Annotated in this window: 1 protein-coding gene; it reads right to left on the reverse strand. The window is 65.9% G+C overall.

Annotated elements, in window-relative coordinates:
• Positions 1-960 (reverse strand): acyltransferase domain-containing protein (locus ASC60_RS00055; protein WP_267892771.1); only part of this gene is annotated, 960 nt, incomplete at its 3' end.
• Between the last annotated feature and the right edge of the window lie 2 nt (positions 961-962).

Consider the following 962-nt stretch of genomic DNA (forward strand, 5'->3'; position numbering starts at 1 on the left):
AACGAACAACCAACCACCACCGATCACCTCATCAAGCGCGGCCGGACAAGGCTTCCACTCCACCCGGTAACGCCAGTCCTGAAACCGTTTATGCTCCACCCGACGCCGCCGCCACGACGACAAGGCCGGCAACGCCGAGCGCAAAGCCTCGGCGTCTGTGTTCAGCAAGTCGGACACGGCTGTGGCATCGCCGCGTTCGACCACAGACCAGAACTCGGCATCCCACGCCTCAACGACCGGCTCTTGCAGCGGCTCTTCGTGCAGCCAGTAGTGCTGTCGCTGGAAGGCGTAGGTGGGCAGATCGACGATGCGCGGGCGCCCACCCTCGAATACTCGGGTCCAGTCGACCTCCACACCCTTCACGAACGCTTCCGCGAGGGATGTGAAGAGCCGATCCAGGCCGCCTTCGTCCCGCCGCAGCGACGACAGTGCGACAGCGTCGGCGTCGAAGGCGTCGAGTGTTTCTGCGATGCCCGGGACGAGGACGGGGTGCGGGCTGCACTCGATGAACGCGCCCATCCCGTGTGCGAGGAGCCCTTCGACGGCTTCTTGGAACCGGACGGTCTCCCGCAGGTTGGTGAACCAGTACCCGGCGTCCAGGGCGGTCGTGTCCAGCCAGTCCGCCGTCACCGTCGAGAAGAACGGCACACTGGAACGCTGCGGAGTGATGTCCGCCAGCGCCTCCAGCAGCTTGTCGCGGAACTGATCCATCTGCGCAGAGTGGGAGGCATAGTCCACCGGGATACGACGGACACGCAGGTCATGCACCTGACAGAGTACTACGAACGCGTCCAAGTCCTTGGTATCGCCGGAGACCACGGTGGACGAGTGGCCGTTGACCGCGGCGACCGATATCCGGCCGCCGAACTCCTCCAGCATGGTGCGGACGCGGTCGGCCGGGAGGCTGATGGAGACCATGCCGCCCCCACCAGCGATCCGGGCGATCGCCCGGCTCCGCAGGG

It is taken from the genome of Streptomyces sp. NBRC 110028, from assembly GCF_001417735.1.
Lineage (GTDB): Bacteria > Actinomycetota > Actinomycetes > Streptomycetales > Streptomycetaceae > Streptomyces.